The sequence below is a fragment of the Acinetobacter sp. UBA6526 genome (assembly GCF_002434875.1).
In the GTDB taxonomy this organism is placed as follows: domain Bacteria; phylum Pseudomonadota; class Gammaproteobacteria; order Pseudomonadales; family Moraxellaceae; genus Acinetobacter; species Acinetobacter venetianus.
In genome coordinates, this window is record NZ_DJLC01000030.1 from 1 (window position 1) to 3,637 (window position 3,637).

General features: G+C 41.9%; 4 protein-coding genes. All 4 read left to right on the forward strand.

Going from position 1 to position 3,637, the window contains the following annotated elements; genetic code table 11:
- Positions 1 to 569, forward strand: a 569-nt coding sequence (locus B4237_RS02175) for a nucleoside recognition domain-containing protein (protein ID WP_286941134.1), incomplete at its 5' end; no start/stop codon positions are given.
- Positions 570 to 625: 56 nt separating this feature from the next.
- Complete coding sequence (locus B4237_RS02180) at positions 626 to 880, forward strand: DUF6587 family protein (protein ID WP_278595681.1); 255 nt, start codon at positions 626 to 628, stop codon at positions 878 to 880.
- Between the two features lie 293 nt (positions 881 to 1,173).
- Positions 1,174 to 2,532 carry a UDP-N-acetylmuramoyl-L-alanine--D-glutamate ligase gene (gene murD / locus B4237_RS02185; RefSeq protein ID WP_278595682.1) on the forward strand — a complete coding sequence of 453 codons (1,359 nt, stop codon included), beginning with the start codon at positions 1,174 to 1,176 and terminating at the stop codon, positions 2,530 to 2,532.
- 10 nt (positions 2,533 to 2,542) lie between these two features.
- Positions 2,543 to 3,637, forward strand: a 1,095-nt coding sequence (gene ftsW / locus B4237_RS02190) for a putative lipid II flippase FtsW (RefSeq protein WP_286941137.1), incomplete at its 3' end; no start/stop codon positions are given.

The window sequence follows — 3,637 nt, forward strand, 5'->3', positions numbered from 1 at the left end:
CTAGTTATCGTATTCCAGATTTAAAGAGTGTGGGTATTGGTTTACTTGATCGCGGCAAAATCTTCTTGAAGCGTGTCGGTGGAATTATCTTTGCACTTTCAATCTTGCTTTGGTTCCTATGTACCTTCCCCCAAGCACCTGATGGTGCGACACAGCCAGCGATTGATTATAGTTTTGCAGGGATGTTAGGGCATGTAATGCAACCAATTTTTGCTCCGCTCGGTTTCAATTGGCAGATCTGTATTGCCTTAATTCCTGCAATGGCAGCGCGTGAGGTTGTGGTTGCTGCATTAGGAACGGTTTATGCCTTATCTGGTGCTGATGATGATGCCGTTGCTCAAGGTTTAGCGCATTTAATTAGTGCTGATGGCTCAGGTTGGTCTTTAGCTACAGGCTTATCGTTGCTGGTTTGGTTTGTTTATGCGCCACACTGCTTAGCAACACTGGCAACTGTACGCCGTGAAACGGGTTCTTGGAAGCATGTCGCAGTGATGACTGCTTATTTGTTTGGTTTAGCTTATTTAATGTCTTTCTTTACCTACCAAATCGCATCACGCATTTGGGGGTAATGAAATCCCACTACACCTCCCTTTAAAAGAGGGAGGGAATCATTGGAGAGACGCTTATGTTTGAATACTTAATTGTTGCTGTATTGGTGCTGTGGAGTGCTATCGTTGTCTTTAAAAAAGTGTTCCCTCAGACTGCGAACTCTGCATTTTTAGGACTATCGAATACCTGCCAGCAATTCGGCTGGAATAGTTTGGCAAAATGGCTTAAACCTAAAGTGGCAGTTGGCTGTGGCGGTGGTTGTGGATGTGCTGTAGATGAAAAAAATGACAGCAAAACTACTGAAGCTGTGCAAACAGTGAAATGGCGATAAGAAACAAAATGACAAATACCCATATTTGATATGGGTATTTTTTTTATGCTGAAAAATAAAATAGATCTAAAAAAAGAAGTTTTAAAAAAAGAAGATGGTTTTGAATTTAATTAAGCTAAAACTTCATTTATGAAGCTTCATAAACCATGAGGAAATCGAAGTGTCTAAAGATCGCTTTTGTTTTACTCACTGACACAAAAAAGACGGAATAAAACTAAAACTGAAAAAGCATTTAAAACAGTAAAGTGCTAACATTTTTGCCATTCTGTGATCTGCAATCAAATGGGGCAAAAATGTTAATACAACGTGGTGGATTAAAAGTTGTAGCTGGCTTGGGAATCTCTGGCGTATCAGCTGTAAACTTTCTACATGAACAGGGCTACCAAGTTGCAGTAACAGACTCTCGGGAGACTCCACCGGGTCATGATCAAATTCCTGCTGGCATTCGAACAAGCTTTGGGAAATTAGATACAGAGCTTTTGCTACAAGCGGAAGAAATTATTTTAAGTCCAGGGCTTGCACCACAGCTCCCAGAAATTCAACAGGCAATTGAGGCGGGTATTCCTGTTGTAGGTGACATCCAACTTTTACGCCGTGCAACGGATGCACCAATTATTGCGATTACAGGTTCTAATGCAAAAAGTACCGTAACGACTTTGGTTGGCTTAATGGCAAAAGATGCAGGTAAAAAAGTTGCTGTAGGTGGCAATCTCGGTCGTCCTGCGCTTGATCTTTTGCAAGATCAACCTGAGCTGATTGTTTTGGAGCTTTCAAGTTTTCAGCTTGAAACGACTTCGCATTTAAATGCAGAAGTTGCAGTTGTGCTTAATATGAGTGAGGATCACTTGGATCGTCATGGTGACATGTTGGGTTATCACAAAGCTAAACATCGTATTTTCCAAGGTGTGAAAAAAGTGGTGTTTAACCGTGATGATAATCTCAGTCGTCCGCTGGTTCCAGATGTTACACCAATGCAAAGTTTTGGTCTTAATGCACCTGATCTGAATCAATATGGTGTACTTCGTGATGCAGACGGTACAATGTGGTTGGCACGAGGCCGTGAACGTTTATTGAAAACTTCTGAAATGTATATTCAGGGCATGCATAATGTCGCGAATGCTTTAGCATGTTTGGCATTAGGCGAAGCAGTTGGTTTAGATATGCAATCGATGCTTAACACATTAAAAACCTTTAAAGGTTTGGAGCATCGCTGTGAGTTTGTGAAAACAGTCGATAACGTCCGATATTACAACGATTCTAAAGGTACCAATGTTGGTGCAACGCTCGCTGCGATTGATGGTTTGGGTGCTGCGATTGAAGTAAAAAAAGGTAAACTTGCATTGATTCTCGGTGGGCAGGGTAAAGGTCAAGACTTCCGTCCATTGCGTGATGCGATACAAAAATATGTCAAAAATGTCATTCTGATCGGTGAAGATGCCGCGATAATTGAGCAAGCCATCCAAGGCACAACAATCATTCAGCATGCTGATACGCTCAAAGCTGCTGTTGAGCTTGCTCAAACAGTCACGCAAGCTGAGGATGTTGTTTTACTCTCGCCAGCTTGTGCTAGCTTTGACATGTTCAAAAGCTATAATGATCGTGGACATCAATTCGTGGCATGTGTAAATGCCTTGAATGAAAATAAAAACTAGGAACTGAAGTATGGCTGATTTAGCCCAAAATACAGTGCAGAAGATTTCAAGATTATTTAATCGGTTGCCTAAACTTCCTGCTGAAATGACACCACGCAATATTCTGATTTTTTGTGTGATTTCTTTACTTTGTTTTGGTTCTGTCATGGTGGCATCGGCATCTATGCCTTATGCAGAGTATATCCATGAGAATCCATTTTACTTCTTGATCCGTCATGGTATTTCGATTGTTGTCGCAGCTGTTGTCGCTTTTTTGACGTATCGTGTTTCTTTAAATATCTGGTTTAAAAATGCCTTCCCTTTATGGCTAGTTACCATGGTGCTGTTATTGGCGGTATTGGTTGTAGGCACAGAGGTCAATGGTTCGCATCGTTGGATTAAGGTTGGTGGCTTTACTTTACAGCCGACAGAAATCGCCAAAATCGTTATGGCTATTTTCACGGCTGATTATGTTGTTCGTCGTGCTAAAGAAGTTAGAACGCATTGGAAAGGCTTGCTGCGTTTGAGTGGTGTGATGGCGCTTACGGTTGGTTTTATCGTGGCAGAGCCAGATTTAGGGGCAACCGTTGTTATTGTTTTGATGATGGTGGGTGTGTTCTTCTTGGCTGGCGCACCTGCAACCCAGTTCTTAATTATGCTTGGTGCAATTCTCGCAGGGATTAGTGCACTGATTATCTTTGAGCCTTTCCGTTTCCAGCGTCTTATTTCATTTACCAACCCTTGGGCTGACCCATTAGGTGTTGGATATCAGTTATCCAATGCATTGATGGCATTTGGTCGTGGTGAATGGTTTGGTACGGGACTCGGGCATAGTGTGCAAAAGCTTTCTTATCTTCCTGAAGCACATACTGACTTTATGTTGGCTGTTTTAGGGGAGGAGTTTGGCTTCTTCGGCGTAACGACGGTAATGGTTTTGTCATTTACTATGTTGGCATGCTGTATTCGTATTGGACATCGTGCCTTGCAGCATAATTATCTGCGGGCAGGTTATTTGGCTTATGGAATCAGCATTATTTTCTTACTGCAAATTCTAGTGAATGCGGGCATGAATATGGGTTTAATGCCGACTAAGGGTTTAACGCTACCATTCATTAGTTATGGTGGT

Bases quoted from the DNA above. Each gene is read 5' to 3' on its own strand.
- murD (WP_278595682.1), top strand. From the start codon at position 1,174: ATGTTAATACAACGTGGTGGATTAAAAGTTGTAGCTGGCTTGGGAATC.
- B4237_RS02180 (WP_278595681.1), top strand. From the start codon at position 626: ATGTTTGAATACTTAATTGTTGCTGTATTGGTGCTGTGGAGTGCTATC.